This window comes from Candidatus Omnitrophota bacterium (genome assembly GCA_028716165.1).
In the GTDB taxonomy this organism is placed as follows: Bacteria; Omnitrophota; Gorgyraeia; order JABMRG01; family JABMRG01; genus JAQUQI01.
In genome coordinates this window covers 1-17,277 of sequence record JAQUQI010000001.1, presented here as the reverse complement: position 1 = coordinate 17,277, position 17,277 = coordinate 1, and the positions used below count along the sequence as shown (strand labels likewise).

General features: G+C 45.9%; 17 protein-coding genes. All 17 read left to right on the top strand.

Annotation, left to right across the window (positions count from 1 at the left end):
- Nucleotides 1–41: 41 nt before the first annotated feature.
- The 17 genes from galT (at nucleotide 42) to PHV77_00005 (ending at nucleotide 16,900) form a co-directional block, all read left to right on the top strand.
- Entirely contained in the window at nucleotides 42–1,058 is a 1,017-nt protein-coding gene (gene galT / locus PHV77_00085) for a galactose-1-phosphate uridylyltransferase (GenBank protein MDD5503698.1), read from the top strand.
- Nucleotides 1,059–1,223: 165 nt separating this feature from the next.
- Nucleotides 1,224–2,225 carry a type I glyceraldehyde-3-phosphate dehydrogenase gene (gap, locus tag PHV77_00080; protein ID MDD5503697.1) on the top strand — a complete coding sequence of 334 codons (1,002 nt, stop codon included), beginning with the start codon at nucleotides 1,224–1,226 and terminating at the stop codon, nucleotides 2,223–2,225.
- Between the two features lie 150 nt (nucleotides 2,226–2,375).
- Nucleotides 2,376–3,560 (top strand): phosphoglycerate kinase, encoded by a 1,185-nt coding sequence (locus PHV77_00075; protein MDD5503696.1) that lies wholly within the window; start codon nucleotides 2,376–2,378, stop codon nucleotides 3,558–3,560.
- Nucleotides 3,561–3,662: 102 nt separating this feature from the next.
- Nucleotides 3,663–4,418: a triose-phosphate isomerase gene (gene tpiA / locus PHV77_00070; GenBank protein ID MDD5503695.1), complete on the top strand. Its 756-nt coding sequence runs from the start codon at nucleotides 3,663–3,665 to the stop codon at nucleotides 4,416–4,418.
- Nucleotides 4,419–4,422: 4 nt separating this feature from the next.
- Nucleotides 4,423–4,797, top strand: coding sequence for a preprotein translocase subunit SecG (secG, locus tag PHV77_00065; GenBank protein ID MDD5503694.1), 375 nt, complete (start codon nucleotides 4,423–4,425; stop codon nucleotides 4,795–4,797).
- 139 nt (nucleotides 4,798–4,936) lie between these two features.
- Nucleotides 4,937–6,598, top strand: coding sequence for a peptide-binding protein (locus PHV77_00060; protein ID MDD5503693.1), 1,662 nt, complete (start codon nucleotides 4,937–4,939; stop codon nucleotides 6,596–6,598).
- Nucleotides 6,595–7,572, top strand: coding sequence for an ABC transporter permease (locus PHV77_00055; protein MDD5503692.1), 978 nt, complete (start codon nucleotides 6,595–6,597; stop codon nucleotides 7,570–7,572). The genes PHV77_00060 and PHV77_00055 overlap by 4 nt, the downstream gene beginning before the upstream one ends.
- The gene (locus PHV77_00050; protein MDD5503691.1) at nucleotides 7,562–8,365 is read left to right on the top strand and encodes an ABC transporter permease; all 804 of its coding nucleotides are present in this window, start codon (nucleotides 7,562–7,564) and stop codon (nucleotides 8,363–8,365) included. The genes PHV77_00055 and PHV77_00050 overlap by 11 nt, the downstream gene beginning before the upstream one ends.
- On the top strand, nucleotides 8,362–9,165 hold the full coding sequence (locus PHV77_00045) for an ABC transporter ATP-binding protein (GenBank protein MDD5503690.1): 804 nt from the start codon (nucleotides 8,362–8,364) through the stop codon (nucleotides 9,163–9,165). Before PHV77_00050 ends, PHV77_00045 begins: the two co-directional genes overlap by 4 nt.
- A gap of 34 nt (nucleotides 9,166–9,199) precedes the next feature.
- Complete coding sequence (locus tag PHV77_00040) at nucleotides 9,200–9,853, top strand: dipeptide/oligopeptide/nickel ABC transporter ATP-binding protein (protein ID MDD5503689.1); 654 nt, start codon at nucleotides 9,200–9,202, stop codon at nucleotides 9,851–9,853.
- A gap of 71 nt (nucleotides 9,854–9,924) precedes the next feature.
- Nucleotides 9,925–10,383: an N-acetyltransferase gene (locus PHV77_00035; protein MDD5503688.1), complete on the top strand. Its 459-nt coding sequence runs from the start codon at nucleotides 9,925–9,927 to the stop codon at nucleotides 10,381–10,383.
- A 44-nt stretch (nucleotides 10,384–10,427) separates the two neighbouring features.
- Nucleotides 10,428–11,711 (top strand): 3-isopropylmalate dehydratase large subunit, encoded by a 1,284-nt coding sequence (gene leuC, locus PHV77_00030; protein ID MDD5503687.1) that lies wholly within the window; start codon nucleotides 10,428–10,430, stop codon nucleotides 11,709–11,711.
- Nucleotides 11,712–11,797: 86 nt separating this feature from the next.
- On the top strand, nucleotides 11,798–12,304 hold the full coding sequence (locus PHV77_00025; GenBank protein ID MDD5503686.1) for a 3-isopropylmalate dehydratase small subunit: 507 nt from the start codon (nucleotides 11,798–11,800) through the stop codon (nucleotides 12,302–12,304).
- Nucleotides 12,305–12,334: 30 nt separating this feature from the next.
- Nucleotides 12,335–13,384, top strand: a complete 1,050-nt coding sequence (locus PHV77_00020; protein ID MDD5503685.1) for a 3-isopropylmalate dehydrogenase — start codon at nucleotides 12,335–12,337, stop codon at nucleotides 13,382–13,384.
- Nucleotides 13,385–13,487: 103 nt separating this feature from the next.
- Entirely contained in the window at nucleotides 13,488–14,513 is a 1,026-nt protein-coding gene (locus tag PHV77_00015; GenBank protein ID MDD5503684.1) for an aspartate-semialdehyde dehydrogenase, read from the top strand.
- Nucleotides 14,514–14,555: 42 nt separating this feature from the next.
- Complete coding sequence (gene truA, locus PHV77_00010) at nucleotides 14,556–15,350, top strand: tRNA pseudouridine(38-40) synthase TruA (GenBank protein ID MDD5503683.1); 795 nt, start codon at nucleotides 14,556–14,558, stop codon at nucleotides 15,348–15,350.
- Nucleotides 15,347–16,900: a sodium-dependent transporter gene (locus PHV77_00005; protein MDD5503682.1), complete on the top strand. Its 1,554-nt coding sequence runs from the start codon at nucleotides 15,347–15,349 to the stop codon at nucleotides 16,898–16,900. Before truA ends, PHV77_00005 begins: the two co-directional genes overlap by 4 nt.
- Nucleotides 16,901–17,277 lie beyond the last annotated feature (377 nt).

The window sequence follows — 17,277 nt, the reverse complement described above, 5'->3', positions numbered from 1 at the left end:
ATAAAGCAGTGCATGATGACATAAAATAAGGATAGTTATATATGGGCGAATTAAGGCTTGATCCCATGACGGCAAGATGGGTTATAATCAGCAATGAGAAAGATTTTGGCCCCGAGGGTTATGATATAGAAAGCCCGCGCATAGACGGCAGCGGAGCCTGCCCTTTTTGTCCGGGTAATGAAAAGCTGACTCCGCCGGAAGTTGACGCGGACAGGCCTTCCGCTCTTGCCGCGAACACTCCCGGCTGGATAACGAGGACGGTGCCGAACAAATTTCCCGCGCTGAAGAACGAGCCCGATCTTAAAAGATCCGGTATAGGCATGTTTGACATGATGAACGGTGTTGGTGAACACGAGGTCATTATTGAGGATGTTGACCACAATAAACAACTCGCGGACCTGGATATAGACCAGATAAAAAGGATAATACGCGTCTATAAAAGAAGGTCTATTGAACTTGGCAGGGATGGAAGGTTTAAGTATGTCCTGATATTTAAGAATTACGGGCTCGCGGCAGGGGCCTCGTTAGAGCATAGCCACACACAGCTCATATCGCTTCCGATAGTGCCCAAGCGCGTTATGGAAGAGCTTGAGTGCGCTCAAAGGTATTATGATTATAAAGAGAGGTGCGTGTTTTGCGATATAGCCCGTCAGGAATTGGAATACAGGCACAGGGAGATATGCGAAAACGATGATTTCGTCGCATTCTGTCCTTTCGCGTCAAGGTCGCCTTTTGAGATATTTATTATACCGAAGAGCCATCAAGCCTGTTTTACCGATATAAGTGAGGGGCAGGTGGAAAATTTTGCCTGGATACTCAAAGAGATCCTTATGAGGATAAAGCGGGTATTGCATAATCCGCCTTATAATTTTACGATACACACAGCGCCTTTAAACGGCAGTAATTCGGACAATGATTCTCATGTATATTATCATTGGCACGTTGAGGTGATGCCGAAGCTTAGCAAGATAGCCGGTTTTGAGTGGGGCAGCGGATTTTATATAAATTCAACATCGCCTGAAACAGCCAGCAGGTATTTAAGGGAAGCGGTGATATAAGCAGGAAGCGTTTCATTCCGGCCCGGTCGGATAAATAACCCTCCTATCGGCCCGGATGCCGTAGAAAAAAGAAGAAGAATGTCTTAGGCTTAGACAAGCCTACCGGGCAATGTTCTAAAAACAGGCTTGAGATTCTATCTTCAAAAAAATTCAAGGAGGTAAGAGATGGCAATAAAGGTAGGTATTAATGGTTTTGGAAGGATAGGGCGCAACGTATTTAGATCGGCGATTGAGGGCAAGGTCAAAGACATAGAATTTGTGGCGGTCAATGATTTGACGGATGCCAAGACCCTGGCCCATCTTTTAAAGTACGATTCAAATTTCGGCATTTTTCCTTCAAACGTAAGCGTTGAGTCAGACGCTATAGTCGTTGACGGAAAAAAACTTCAGGTATTCGCGCAGAAAGACCCCGCGCAAATCCCCTGGGGCAAACTCGGCGTTGATGTCGTGCTTGAATCCACGGGCATTTTTCGTGATGCCGAAAAAACACAGAAGCATATTGCCGCGGGCGCGAAAAAAGTTATTATATCAGCCCCGGCCAAAGGTGATATCGCGACATTTGTTTTAGGCGTTAATGAGAACGCCTACAATAAGTCAAAGCATCATATAGTATCAAACGCTTCATGCACCACAAACTGCATAGCGCCTGTCGTCAAGGTCCTTATGGAGAATTTCGGAGTAAAGAAAGGCCTTATGACGACTATACATTCTTATACTAATGATCAGTGCATATTAGACCTGCCTCACAGCGACCTAAGGCGCGCGCGCGCGGCCGCTTTGTCAATGATACCGACTACAACAGGCGCGGCCAAGGCTGTAGGCCTTGTCATCCCTGAACTTAAAGGAAAGCTTGACGGACTTGCCATGAGGGTGCCTACTCCGACGGTTTCTATCGTTGACGTGGTTGTGCAGGTAGAAAAGCCCGCGCTGAAAGAAGATGTCAATAATGCCTTAAGAAGCGCGGCTAATGGCAAATTAAAAGGCATACTTGGTTTTACCGACGAGCCGCTGGTATCCATAGACTTTAAAAAATGCCCGTTATCGTCCATTGTTGATACGGAGCAGACGTTCTGCATAGGGGACATGGTTAAGGTATTGTCGTGGTATGACAACGAATGGGGTTATTCCTGCAGGGTTGTTGACCTGATTAAGTATATGATGAAATGATGGTGGCCGTAAGGCATTGTTTTATCCGCCCGCCTTTTTTAGCCGCGGGCGGATAAAAACGCTTTCGGCCCGGCAGGCCTGCCTAAGGCAGAATCTGTGGCAGACAAGATAAACTCCGGCATGCCTTAACCGCCGGGATGGAGACGTAAAATGAATAAAAAATCCGTAAGGGATGTTGATTTCGCGGCAAAACGCGTTTTGATGAGGGTTGATTTCAATGTTCCGCTGGATAAACAGCAAAACGTAACGGATGATAACAGGATAAGGGCCGCATTGCCTACTATCCAATATATATTGTCAAAAGGCGGCAGGCTTGTCCTGATGAGCCATCTCGGCAGGCCCAAGGGTGAGGTAAAACCGGAATACAGTTTAAAGCCGTGCGCCAAATCGTTAAGCGCTTTATTAAATAAGCCTGTAAAGGTCCTGGACGACTGCGTTGGTGAAAAGGTAGAAAAGGCCGTTTCAGGCATGTCAAACGGCGACGTGGTATTGCTTGAGAACCTAAGGTTCCATAAGGAAGAGACTGATAATGATAAGGTGTTTTCCAAAAGACTGGCGGGATTAGGGGACATTTTTGTAAATGACGCCTTTGGAACATGCCACCGGGCCCATGCCTCAACAGAAGGTGTTACGCATTATCTTGAGTCTGTTTCGGGCCTTCTTGTTGAAAAAGAGATAGAATATTTTCAGAAGGTTGTTACCAGCCCTGATAAGCCTTTTGTGTTTTTGCTCGGAGGCGCCAAGGTAGCTGATAAAATACCCGTCATTGAGAACATGATGGAGAAGGCGGACGCAATTATTATAGGCGGCGCTATGGCATATACTTTTATGAAGACACGCGGCATTGATGTGGGTTCTTCGCGGGTTGAACAGGACATGGTTGAAACTGCCAGGGTTATTCTGCGCAAGGCCGAAAAAAGAAAAGTAGAGATTATACTTCCAATAGACCACATTGTAACCGATGATATAGAAAAGGCTTCTAATGTGAAGACGACAGCAGGCGAATCCATTGATAAGGGATTTATGGCTGTTGACATAGGCCCTAAGACCATAGACTTGTTTATTGTTAAACTGCGTCCTGCCAGGACCATTGTCTGGAACGGGCCTGTAGGTATATTTGAGAACGATAAATTTGCCCACGGGACAAGGTCCCTTGCCAAGGCGATAGCGGGCTTAAACTGCGTTTCTGTTATAGGCGGCGGTGATACAGCGGCGGCAGTAGCCAAGTTTGGGTTTTCCGGCAAGATGTCTCATATCTCAACCGGCGGCGGCGCTTCGTTGGAATATCTTGAAGGCAAGATTTTGCCGGGAATAGCAGCGCTTTCAGATAAATAAGCAAGGGATATTTCCTATTTGTCAGCTGTGTCTTTTAAGGTTTTTAAGGGTTTAGGGTGTTGGTGTTATTATTTTTAATACGCGAAGAAAAGGGAGTAATAAATGAGAAAACCTATTATTGCCGGTAACTGGAAGATGTTTAACACGATAAAAGAGGCTGTGGACCTGGTCAACGGGCTTAAGCGTGAACTTTGCAGCACGGACTCTGTTGACATTGTAGTTTGCCCCGCATTTACGTCATTATCTGATGTGCGCGAAATACTTATTGATTCAAACATCAAGCTTGGCGCGCAGGATATGTACTGGGAAAAGAAAGGGGCTTTTACCGGAGAGGTTTCAGCCGATATGCTTAAGGACGCCGGCTGTGAATATGTGATAATCGGCCATTCCGAGAGAAGGCAGTATTTTCATGAAACAAATTCTGATGTCAATAAAAAGATAAAGGCGGCGCTTGAAGCCGGACTAAAGCCCATTGTGTGCGTCGGAGAAACCCTCAACCAGCGTGAGCAGGGCAAGGCATTTGATGTGATAAAAGACCATGTCCAAAACGCGCTTGAAGGTATAAAATCCGATAGTATGAAGAATATAGTTTTCGCGTATGAGCCTGTTTGGGCCATTGGCACGGGCAAGACCGCGACTCCGGAAATCGCCCAGCAGGTCCATGCCCATATCAGAAAGATGCTTGGAGGGATGTTTAATGACAGCATTGCTCAGGAGACAAGAATACAATACGGCGGCAGTGTCAAGCCTGATAATATCAGAGAGCTCATGAACGAGCAGGACATAGACGGCGCTTTAGTAGGAGGAGCAAGCCTGAAGGCTGATTCGTTTAGCGCTATCGTGAAAGGAGCGGTGTAAACCGATGTATATATTAGTACTTGTTGTGCATATAATTGTTTCATTTGTCCTTGTTGGCGTTATACTGCTTCAGACCGGAAAAGGCGGCGGGCTTGCCGAGACATTCGGCGGAGGCGGAAGTTCGCAAATGACCATATTCGGGCAGAAGGCGGGAGCTTTTCTTACAAAGGCGACCGAGGTAAGCGCTATACTTTTTTTATGCACGTCGCTTGCTCTGGCCTTTTTATCGGGCAGGAGGCAGAAGTCTATTATGGACAGCGTAAAAACCATACCGGTTACCGCGTCGGATACACTGGATAGTTCCGGGCAAAAAACCGACATTGATAAGAATGCCCGAATAGAACCGCAGACAGGCAATCAGCCCGATGCGTCAAAATAGGCAGGGCCTGTTCCAGGCACAGCGTCGTAAAATGTTTTAAAGTAAAGAACCGGTAACACGGTGTCCGGCCGGCAGAATTGTTTTATTGCCATGCCGGGAAATATATGCGTATAGACAAACAGCCGGAAAATAAAGGCCTATGTTGCGTAGCTTAAAGCGTTATCTGGCAAGACCGCTGGTTTTTTTGGCGGCTTTTTTATTGCCGTGCCTTTTCGGATGTTCATTAAAAAGCGCGGGCATAGATTATGCCCCGGACAATTTACCCGCCAACGGAGATTGCCTTGTTACAGCGTCTATTGCCGACCCCATAACCCTTATCCCTATCGTAGCCTCGGATTCAGTTTCCCACGAGCTGTGTTCTCTTTTATATAATGGCCTTGTAAGATATGATAAAGATCTCAATATAATCGGAGATCTTTGCCTGTCCTGGGAAATGAGCCGTGACGGAGGCGAGATTACTTTTATCCTGCGCGATGGCGTGAAATGGCATGACGGCGCGCCGTTTACCGCCGAAGATGTTCTTTTTACATACCAGAGCCTTATTGACCCTAAGACTAAAACGGCCTACTCCGGAGATTTCAATAGAATAGAGTCATTCAGGGTGATTAACCCCTATAAGATAAAAATTTCTTATTACAGCCCTTTTGCCCCAGCCTTGTCTTCATGGACTATGCCTATTATCCCAAGGCATATCCTGCAGAATGAAGATTTGAGCCTGACAAAGTTTGCCCGCCAGCCCGTCGGTACAGGGGCGTATAAATTCGTGAAATGGATTACCGGACAGCAGATTATTTTAAAGGCCAATGAGGACTATTTCAAGAAAAGGCCTTATATTGATTATTATATATACAGGGTGATACCCGATCCGTCTACGATGTTTCTTGAGCTTCAGGCCGGAGGGATTGATTTTATGGGCCTTAGCCCTTTGCAATACAAGAGACAGACGCAAAATGATTATTTTCGGGCATGTTTTAATAAATACAGCTATTCTTCATCCGGTTATACCTATTTAGGTTATAATCTGCGCGATATAAAGTTCAAAGATAAAAGAGTGCGCCAGGCGCTGGATTTGGCAGTTGACAAACAGAGTATCATTGACGGTGCATTGCTTGGCCTTGGCAGGATATGCACAGGGCCCTTTTTGCCTGGCTCGTGGGCGTATAATAAAGATATAATTCCCAGGCCCAGGGACATAACCGCGGCTTTAAGGCTTTTGGCCCAGGCAGGCTGGTCTGACACGGACGGAGACGGCGTCATAGATAAAGATGGTGTGGATTTTGAATTTTGCCTGCTTATTAATCAGGGTAATAACCTTAGGGAATACGCGGCGCAGATGATACAGCAGCAATTAAAAGAGGCGGGCATTGTTATGAGAATAAAGCCGATGGAGTGGAGTGTTTTGTTGGGCGAGTTTATTAATAAAAAAAAGTTTGAGGCAGTTCTCATGGGTTGGGGGCTATCCCCTGATCCGGATTGCCTTGATATATGGCACTCATCAAAGACCAGGGAAGGAGAATTTAATTTCATAAGTTATAAAAATGAAGAGGTTGACTATCTGTTTGACCAGGGCAGGCTTATCATTGACCGGCCTGCCAGGGCTCGGGTGTATCACAGAATCCATTCTATACTGCATGAGGAACAACCGTATATGTTTTTATGGGTTGAGGACAGCCTGCCGATTATCCACAAACGTTTTAAAAATATTAAACCGTCGCTTTCGGGCATAAGGCATAATTTTACCGAATGGTATGTTCCCGAAGAGCAGCAAAAGTACGGCCCAAGGCAAAAGGTATTACTATGAGGCGTTATATAATCAGGCGTATTATATTGGCTATTCCGACGATCATTGGCATTACCTTGATATCGTTTATTGTCATACACCTTGCCCCGGGTAATCCTGTTGACGGCATGACAATGCTTGACCCAAAGGCTTCGTCGTTTGAGCTCAAACAGAAGCTTATGGCGCAATACGGGCTTGACAGCCCTATCCATAAGCAGTATCTGAACTGGGTAAGGCGTATTATTAATTTTGATTTTGGCGTATCGTACAGAGACGGACAGAAGGTTATGGTAAAGATAGCGGAGCGCGCGCCGATTACCCTGTTTATCAACGGGTTATCTGTCCTGCTTATTCTGCTTATTGCTATACCCATTGGCGCGGCCGGAGCCGTAAAGTGTAATGGTTTATTTGACCGGCTTACGACAATAATTGTTTTCATTGGATTTGCGTTTCCCGGTTTTTGGCTGGCCCTGCTTCTGATGTCTTTTTTCGGTATCAGGCTTGGATGGCTGCCGATACAAGGTATTGTCTCGCTTGATTTTGATACTCTTACAATGGCAGGCAAGGCGGCTGATATAGCCAGGCATCTTGCCTTGCCGGTTTTTGTCTCTTGCGCGGGGGGAATAGCGGGCATGAGCAGATATGTCAGGAACAGCATGCTGGAGGTCCTGCGAAAGGATTATATCAAAATGGCCCGGGCCAAAGGGCTTAAGGAAAGAGATGTGATATACAAACACGCGCTTAAAAATGCGATATTACCTGTTATAACAATATTGGGCCTTGCAGTGCCCGGGCTTATAGGAGGCAGTGTTATATTTGAATCTGTTTTCGGTATCCCCGGCATGGGCAGGTTATTTTATGAATCCGCAATGAGCAGGGACTATCCTGTTATTATGGCAGTTCTCGTTATAGGGGCATTGCTTACATTAGCCGGCAATATCCTGGCAGACATAGTATATTCATTGGCAGACCCGAGGGTAAAATATGACAAATAACCTGATGATAACAGGCATAGTAATGGTAGGTGTCCTTGCCGTTATGGTATTGCTGGCCCCGGTCATATGCCGTCATGACCCGGTCAGTATTAATATTGAAAGAGCTCTCCTGGCGCCTTCAAAAGCCCATATATTCGGGACAGATTATCTGGGAAGAGATATTTTCAGCAGAGTCATATATGGCGGCAGGGTATCCATGCTGACAGGCCTTGTGGCAATAATAATCGCGCTTATCATAGGGCTTGTTGTAGGTTCAATAGCCGGATATTACGGCGGCATAACAGACCTCGCGCTTATGGGTATTGTGGATATTATGCTGTGTTTTCCGGCGTTTTTTATTGTTCTTGCAGTTGTTGCTATGCTTGAACCCGGTATAATAAATATTATGGTCATAATAGGGTTGACAAGCTGGATGCCTGTTGCCAGGCTTGTCCGCGCGGAGATATTAAGCCTGAAAAACAGGGAGTTCATCCTGGTTTCAAAGGCCTTTGGCTCAAGCAGTGCCAGGATAATATTCAGGCATCTTATTCCTAACGCGATAGCGCCTGTTTTAGTAAGCGCGGTGTTTGGTGTTGCCGGGGCGGTATTACTGGAATCGTCATTGAGTTTTTTAGGCTTAGGTATTCAGCCGCCGTCTCCCAGTTGGGGCAATATCCTTATGGAGGGTAAGGCATCTTTGGGGGCCTGCTGGTGGCCTACGGTGTTTCCAGGGTTATTTATATTGATTACCGTATTAGGTTTTAATATGATCGGAGAAGGCTTGCGGGAGCATTTTATGCCTTATAAGATATGATACGAATAAACGATTTAACAGTTTGTTACAGCCGCGGCAGGCGCCGGACAGAAGCGCCGATTCCTGTTGTTGATGGCGTCAGCTTGAAGATACCGGACAAAAGTATTTTTGCCTTGATAGGAGAATCGGGCAGTGGCAAGACAACATTGGGCCTTGCCATGACAAGGTTAATAGATGCCGGCGAAGGCAGTATAATGAGGGGCAGTGTGGTTATGGATGGAGATAATATATTAAGGTTAACCGAAGAAAAACTGCGTAATATCAGGGGCGGTAAGATATCATATGTATTCCAGGAACCCGCATCCGCCTTTAATCCTGTTATGACAATAGGCCGGCAGATTGATGAGGTCCTGTTAGCCCATGAGATAACCGGCAGGGGCCAGGCCAGGTGCCTGACATTGGAGGCTCTACGCGCTGCCAGGCTTGAAGACGCGAAGCGTGTTTACGAAGCATACCCGCACCAGCTTTCAGGCGGCATGAAACAGCGCGCGGCAATAGCCATGGCAATAGCAGCCGGGCCCAGGCTTCTGATAGCGGATGAACCGACCACTGCTCTGGACATTGATACCGAAAGAGAAATACTGGATCTGCTTTTATCGCTTCGCGCCAGTATGCATTTTTCGGTATTGCTTATTACGCATAATATCCGGATAGCCAAAGGCATAGCGGATGAAGCCGCTGTTATGCATAAAGGCAGGATCGTTGAGTCGGGGCCGGCGGACACAGTATTCAGGTTTCCGAGGCACGAATACACGAAACTACTGGTTCTATCCACGCCTAAAAATTTTGTAGCAGAATAGATATGCAATCAGCGGTAAAAGGGTTATCTTATCAATGGAAACTATAGTAGAGGTTGTGGGCGTATCAAAAAAATATAAAGACAGGCAGGCCCTGGCTCCGGTAAGTTTTAGTATCGGTTATGGCCAGACCGTGGGCTTATCAGGCAGGTCCGGCAGTGGCAAGACTACGTTGGCGAAGATAGTCTGCGGCCTTATCAGGCCCAGCGAAGGCAGTGTCTTGTTTAGAGGCGAAGACATATCCAAATTTAAAAAAACCGGTTGGAAAAAATTCAGGCAGAAGGTCCAGATTGTTTTTCAGGACCCTTTGGCCAGCCTTGATCCTAAAATGACCATAGGCCAAAGCCTGTCCGAACCTATTATAATAAATAGATATCCCGGAAAAATGAGATTGGCGTTTCAGATAAGGTCCTTGTTAAAAAAAGTCGGTTTGGATTATGAAATTATCAACTGCTACCCTCACCAGATTTCCGGAGGGCAAAGACAGCGCGTAAATATAGCCAGGGCGCTCGCGGCAGGGCCCAAACTGCTTATCTGTGACGAACCATTGTCATCGCTTGACCTTCCGTCGCAGATTAATATCCTTAAACTGCTTTGCGGGTTAAGGAGCCTGGAGAATCTGGCCATGCTTTTTATATCGCACGATGCCGATAGCATTAACGCCGTATCAGACAAAATCATACGCCTGTAAGGCTTTACTTAATTTTTGTTTGCACATTTTATCCGTTTATTATATAATACCCTAACTGAAAGCATATCCGAATGAAAACGATAATTAGGAAGGCCTATATAAAAGAAGTGCCCGTTATCCAGGGGCTTATCGGTTGTTTCGCTAAAAAAGACCTTATGCTCCAGAGGTCTCTTATTGAATTGTATGAAAATATCAGGGATTATTTTGTGGCGGTTAATGGCCGTAATATAATAGGCTGTTGCGCTTTGCACATATGCTGGGAGAATCTCGCTGAAGTAAAGGCTCTTGCCGTTGACGAAAACTGGCACAAGAAGGATATAGGGACGACACTTGTGAAACAGGCCTTAAAAGAAGCGCGTTCGCTTGACATTAAGAAGGTTTTTTGCCTGACATACGCGCCGAAATTTTTTGTTAAATTGGGTTTTAAAAATATAGACAGAAAATTGCTTCCTCATAAGATATGGACGGAGTGCCTGCAATGCGCGAAGTTTCCGAATTGCGACGAGCAAGCCATGATGACCCGCATTTGATTCCTTGGATAAAACATAAATTTTAAAAAGGCGGCCTTACGGCAATGAGACAAACCATAACGGAAAAGATCTTAGCCAGGCATTACGCGAAGAAAAGGGTTGAGCCGGGCGAATTTATTAACGCGAAAGTTGATTTGTGCCTTGGGAATGACATCACCGCGCCCCTGGCCATATCGGAGTTTGAGAAGGCCGGCATTGCTGATCCCTGGGACAAAAACAGGATAGCCCTTGTGCCTGATCATTTTACGCCCAACAAAGACGCGATGAGCGCCAGGCAATGCAAGGTATTGCAGGTTTTTGCCAAGAAACATTGCATAAGGCATTATTTTGAACAGGGCAGGGTAGGCGTGGAGCACGCGCTTTTACCGGAAGCGGGCTTAACAGGGCCCGGAGACCTTATAATCGGAGCTGATTCGCATACGTGCACATACGGCGCTCTTGGAGCTTTTTCCACGGGAGTAGGTTCTACCGATCTGGCTTCTGTGATGGCCACGGGCAGGTGCTGGTTCAAGGTCCCGCAGTCTATGAAATTCATATACAAAGGCAGAATGCAGAAATGGTCCGGCGGCAAGGACATTATATTATTTACTATAGGAAAGATAGGAGTTGACGGGGCAAACTACAAGGCTATGGAATTTACCGGCCCTGTTATACGCGGCCTGTCTATGGATGATAGATTTTCCATGTGCAATATGGCCATAGAGGCAGGCGGCAAAAACGGGATAATAGCCCCGGACGAAAAAACGCGCGCGTATATAAAACAGGCCATGGGCAGGCGTTATTTATCGTATGCCGCTCGTTGGTCATATCTATTCTCCGATAAAGAGGCTTGTTATTCCGATAGCTATGAATGGGACATGTCGGCTGTGGAGCCTCAAGTCGCCTGTCCGCATCTGCCCAGTAACGTTAAAGGTGTTAGCGCCCTTAAAAAGGTATCAATAGACCAGTCTGTTATCGGTTCGTGCACTAATGGCAGGATATCCGATCTCCGGATAGCTGCCAGGATATTAAAAGGTAAAAAAGTCAATTCCCGTGTCAGGCTGATTGTGATACCTGCCACGCAAAATATATATAAACAGGCCCTGGAAGAAGGCCTTTTGGAGGTTTTTACAAAGTCGGGAGCTGTTGTTGAAACGCCCACCTGCGGACCATGCCTTGGGGGGCACGCCGGCATACTCGCCGAAGGCGAGGTGGCCATAGCCACGACAAACAGGAATTTTGTAGGAAGGATGGGCAGTCCTAAGAGTTTTGTGTACCTGGCAAATCCGGCTGTCGCCGCGGCAAGCGCCGTCAAGGCAAGAATTACCCATCCGGCAGAGGTTGTTTAACGCGTTTATCGCGGTTATATTAATACAATCAGCGGTATTTTTGGCCCTGATAAAAATACTTAGGGCAGAATAAGAGGAATATAAAGATGAAGCTCAAAGGCAGGGCGCATAAGTTTGGCGATAATGTGAATACGGACGAAATAATTCCGGCGCGCTATCTCAATACCATTGATCCTGCCATACTAAGCAGGCATTGCATGGAAGACGCTGATCCTGATTTTGTCAATAAGGTTGAAAAAGGGGACATCATAGTGGCAGGCAGTAATTTTGGCTGTGGTTCATCAAGGGAACACGCCCCTATTGCCATAAAGGCGTCGGGCATATCCTGTGTTATAGCCCGCAGTTTTGCCAGGATATTTTACCGTAACGCCATTAACATAGGACTACCTATCCTTGAAAACGGGCAATTGCCGGGCGATATTCAAACAGGCGATATTATTGAGATAGACCTTGCCGCAGGCAGGATATATGAGCCTAAAAAAGACAAGGCATATATTACACAGCCTTTTCCGGAATTTATGCAGAGGATAGTATCCGCGGGCGGGCTAATGCAATGCTTAAAACCCGAGAAAGGCGCGCAAGATACGCTTTAAAGGGCAAGAAAGGATAAGAAAGGACAAGGTATGTATAGGATAGCTGTTATACCCGGTGACGGGACAGGGCCTGAAGTGGTAAGGGAAGGGCTCAAGGTCCTGAAGGCCGCTTCGCAAAAATATAACTTTAAATACGAAACCAAGATATTTGATTGGGGCGGTGAGAGGTATTTAAAGACATCAGAGACAATACCCGAAGGCGGGCTTGATGAACTTAAAAGTTTTGACGCTATATTTTTAGGAGCCATAGGAGACCCCAGGGTAAAACCCGGTATCCTTGAAAAAGGCATATTGCTGAATACAAGGTTTGGGCTGGAACAATATATAAATCTTCGCCCGGTAAAACTTTATCCCGGCGTTTGGACGCCGCTCAAAGATAAAGGGCCAGGCGATATAGACTTCGTTGTTGTCCGCGAAAATAATGAAGGCATGTATACGGGTATGGGCGAGTTCCGGGACAAGGGGACTAAGGATGAAGTGGCTATACAGATTTCTTATAATACCCGCAGAGGCGTTGAGCGTTGCATAAAATACGCGTTTGAATACACAAGGAAACGTAACAAGAGAAAAAAATTGACGCTTTGCGGAAAGACAAATGTTTTGACCTATGCCTGGGACCTGTGGCAGAGGACATTTAATGAGCTTGCCGCTCAATATCCGGACGTGCAGACCGATTATGTCCATGTTGACGCGACGTGTATGTGGTTTGTCAAGAATCCGGAATGGTTTGATGTTATAGTGACTGATAACATATTTGGTGATATCATAACGGACTTGGGCGCAATGATACAAGGCGGTATGGGTATTGCCGCGGGAGGCAATATTAATCCTGACGGCGTGTCAATGTTTGAGCCGATAGGAGGCTCCGCGCCTAAATATACCGGTAAGAATGTCATAAACCCTTTGGCCGCTATCGGTGCCGTGGCGATGCTCTTGGCAGAGATAGGCGAAGACAAGGCTTCGCAGGCCATAGAGTCAGCTATTATTAATGTTACGTCTAATAAATTAAAATCACTTTCAGCCGGGAAGATGGGATATTCAACAAGCCAGGTGGGCGAGCTTGTTGCCGCGAGCCTGTAAAGAAAAAAATACAGGTTTTGCGGCTAATGAGGCTTTGGCGATAGAGGTCCATGTGTTATAAAAAGAAATTTTTGTTTTTGACGCCATAACAGGAGCATGTGATATGAAAAAATACAATGTAGCGGTAGTAGGCGCTACCGGACTTGTCGGGACGCAGATGCTTAACACTCTTGAAAAGAGGATGTTTCCTGTCAAGACCCTGCGGCCTTTGGCATCTGCCAGGTCCGCGGGTAAAAAGATACGTTTTAATAAGGCAAACATTGTTGTTGAACTATTGACCGAAGACGCTTTTGGCGGAATTGACATAGTCTTATCAAGCGCGGGCGCTGATATAAGCAGGAAATTTTTACCCTATGCCGTTAAATCCGGAGCTGTTTGTATTGATAATACCTCGGCGTTTAGGATGGATGAAGATGTCCCGCTTGTTGTGCCGGAGGTAAATCCCGCAGACGTTTTTAAGCATAAGGGTATAATCGCAAACCCCAATTGTTCAACCATACAGATGGTAGCCGTTCTTAAGCCTCTGCATGATTATGCAAAAATAAAAAGAATCGTCGTTTCTACTTATCAGGCAGTATCGGGCGCCGGCAATAAAGGCCTGATACAGCTTGAAAAGGAAACGGCCATGATAGGAAATAAAAAATCTCCGCGCCTAAATAAGAATTACAGGCCGGGAAAGTTTCCATATCAGATAGCGTATAATCTCATTCCCCACATTGATGTTTTTCTTGACAATGGCTATACCAAGGAAGAAATGAAAATGGTCAACGAAACAAGAAAGATACTGCACGACAAGTCTATAGGCGTGACGGCTACATGTGTAAGGGTGCCGGTTTTTGTCTCTCATTCAGAATCTGTTAATATAGAGACCTTTAGGCCGCTTTCAGCGGATAAAGCAAGGCGTATATTGTCAAAGTCTGACGGTATCAAGGTTATTGATAATCCCGGGCAGTTAAAATATCCCATGCCGGTTAACGCGGCCGAAAGTTATGAGACTTATGTAGGCAGGATACGGAGGGACGAGAGTATCAAAAACGGTTTAAACCTGTGGATTGTTTCCGATAACCTATTAAAAGGGGCTGCCTTAAATGCCGTCCAGATAGCAGAAGTCCTGGTTAAGAAGAGATAGCATAACAACAAGGCCCAGGGGCTGTGCCAATCCAGGGATATAATGAGAAATATCAGGCTGAACATAGCCTATGATGGTACAAACTATAAAGGATGGCAGATACAGGCCAAAGGGGCCGGGGCGTCATATCCGCAGAAGACCATACAACATGAGATAGAAACCGCTTTAAGCGGTATATTTACAGCCAGGGTAAAGGTTATAGGTTCCGGGCGTACCGATGCGGGCGTTCATGCCTTGGGCCAGGTGGCAAATTTCAAGCTGAATAATTCAATGCCTTGCAACCGTATCCTGCGCGCTTTAAACAGTGTTTTACCTAGAGATATCGTTATCACAAGTGTTACTGACGTTAAGGAAAGCTTTCATTCAAGGTTTGACGCGATTTCAAAGCTCTACCGTTACCGCATATTTAACTGCCCTTGCGCGCCTCTTTTTGACAGGTTATATCAATATCATATACCTTACAAGATTAATCACGATTTAATGATATCAGCTTCGCGGGTTTTGATAGGCAGGCATGATTTCAGGTCTTTTCAGGCCTCTGGCGGCAAAAAAATAGATCCGGTGCGCGAAATAATAAGCCTGTCTATAAGCCGGAGGGGCAATGTCATCAGTATGTATATTGAAGCTGATGGTTTTCTTTATAATATGGTGCGTAATATTGTTGGGACACTTGTAGAAATTGGCAGGGGAAAGATACAACCCGAACATATTAGAGATATTTTAAAGGCCAGAGACAGGCGCGAGGCAGGGCCTACGGCCCCCGCGAAGGGGCTTTGCCTTATGCGGGTAAAGTATCCAAAAACCGCGGCCCGCGATAACCGGAGTATCAAGCAGTGAAAAAAAGGCAGCAGTGGGGTTCAAAACTGGGTATAATTTTTGCCGTGGCAGGCAGTGCTGTAGGCTTAGGCAATTTTTTGCGCTTTCCGGTTCAGGCGGCGCAGAACGGCGGCGGCGCGTTTATGATACCTTATTTTTTGTCTTTTTTTCTATTAGGCATACCGCTTATGTGGATAGAGTGGACGATAGGAAGATATGGCGGCGGGTTTGAGCATTCTACCGCGCCGGGCGCATTCCACAGCATGTGGCAAAAAAACCGTTTTATAAAATACTTTGGCGTGATAGGCATATTCGGCCCGATGGTTATATTTGTCTATTATTTGTATATTGAGTCCTGGTGCTTTGCCTACAGCGTATTTTCAATGACCGGCGCTTATAACGGTATACGAACTCAATCGGGTATGACGGATTTTCTAAGGGGTTTTCAGGGGCTTACGCAGGGAGGGCATTTTAGAGGTATTTACACAGCTTATTGTTTTTTTCTTGCCACCTTCGCGCTAAATATGGCGGTAATCACACGCGGCATAAAAGTCGGCATTGAAAGATTATGCAAGATCGCCATGCCCGTTCTTATCATATTCGCTTTTGTAATAATGGTCAGGGTGTTCATGCTTGGCGCCCCAAATCCGTTATTGCCTTCATGGAACAGCCTTAACGGACTGGGTTTTTTATGGAACCCGGATCTTTCAGCGTTAAAACACGCTAAGGTGTGGCTGGCGGCCGCCGGCCAGATATTTTTTACCTTAAGCGTCGGTATCGGGGTGATATTGACTTATGCCAGCTATCTCAAAAAAGCCGATGATGTTATCTTGTCAGGCCTGTCGGCCGCAGGTACCAATACCCTTATTGAGGTTGTTCTTGGCGGGTCTATAATCATACCGGCCGCGTTTGCTTTTTTCGGGCCGGCGGGTATTATTGATGTGTCCAGGCAGGGCGCCTTTGACTTGAGCTTTGTGACTATGCCGGTGATATTACAACATATACCGATGTCTGCCGTGTTCGGTTTTTTATGGTTTGCAATGCTTTTTTTGGCCGGCATAACATCATCTGTATCCCTTGCCCAGCCGGCTATAGCTTTTTTGGAAGACGAATTTAACATGTCAAGGGCTAAAGCGGTTTTGATATTTGGAGCAGCTACTTTTGTTTTCTGCCACGCGGCAATATTTTTACTGGGCAAAGGCGTGGTGGATGAGCTTGATTTTTGGGCAGGCACTTTTTGCCTTGTCCTGTTTGCTACTATTGAGGTATTACTTTTTGCCTGGGTTTTCGGTATTGATAAGGCCTGGGATGAAATGCATCACGGTTCTATGATGCGCATTCCGGCACCGTATAAGTTTATTATCAAATACATAACGCCTTCTTTTCTTTTTTTGATACTTGTTTTTTGGTTTGCCCAAGACGGCCTGCCTTTTATCATGATGAGAGATATTGATAGCACCGTCAAGCCCTATATCATCGGTACGCGTCTTGCGCTTGCCGGACTGTTTTTCGTTCTTTGCATGCTGGTTAAAACAGCCTGGAGAAAACGGAAGATGAAAAGTTATTATTGAGGAGGATGCGGCGGATGCGCTGGAGCGGTTGGCTGTTTATGATATTATCGTGGGTTTTTATAGTATCTTTGTGTTTATTTAGTTTTATCAAGGTTGTAACACGCGGCCAAAAAGGTACGTAATACATTGTTACGTGTTTTTTTAAAAGAATTCGGGTTTTTTAAGGAGTCTTTTCCGCGTTCAGACAGCCGCGGCCGGAGGACGGCTTGGGATATGCGTGCGCGTCCCGCGGCGCGCCCGACCTTCGCGTAGGTAACGTATAATGTTCTCTGTAAATTCAGCTTGAAATACCAATAAAAAAGGGTGTATCCTTTCATTGTTAGAAGTAAAAGCTTTCAAGAATAGCCTTGAAGCTTAAACATGAAAGGAGGAACACC